Source organism: Streptomyces poriferorum (assembly GCF_019399235.1).
Classification (GTDB): domain Bacteria; phylum Actinomycetota; class Actinomycetes; order Streptomycetales; family Streptomycetaceae; genus Streptomyces; species Streptomyces poriferorum.
On record NZ_JAELVH010000650.1, the window covers coordinates 1 to 426 of the forward strand.

Genomic DNA, 426 nt, shown 5'->3' on the forward strand with positions numbered 1-426 from the left:
CAGAGCCCGAAGTTCACGGGCAGCGCGTGGATCGCCCCTTGGCCGTGACCGGCCGCGACCACGTTGATCCGGTTCTCGGCGGAGCGCTCGGGCAGGCCGAGGGTGTGCTCCCAGGGCTCGGCGCCCGTGTGGCAGACGGCCGCGGTGTCCGCACCCGCGAGGGCTGCCAGCCGGAAGGTCTCCGGGTGGAGCGCGTCGTCCCCGACGACCAGGGCGACGCGGCCCCACGGGGCGTCGTGGGTCGACGGCGGGGCCGGCTTCTCGACCGCCCACCCGGAGTGCCGGGCACAGGGGTGCAGCTGCGGCACGCGCAGCACCGGACCGCCCGCGCCCAGCAGGAGCCCGGTGTGCACGCCGGCCTCGGGAAAGGTGCAGGCCAGCAAGGCGTCCGTCCCCCGCAGCGCCCCGGCCAGGGCGTCCACGGCG

General features: G+C 77.2%; 1 protein-coding gene. It reads right to left on the bottom strand.

Annotation, left to right across the window (positions count from 1 at the left end; all coding sequences use genetic code 11):
* A partial coding sequence (locus JGS39_RS40250) for a hypothetical protein (RefSeq protein WP_219574688.1) occupies positions 1-426 on the bottom strand: 426 nt, incomplete at both ends.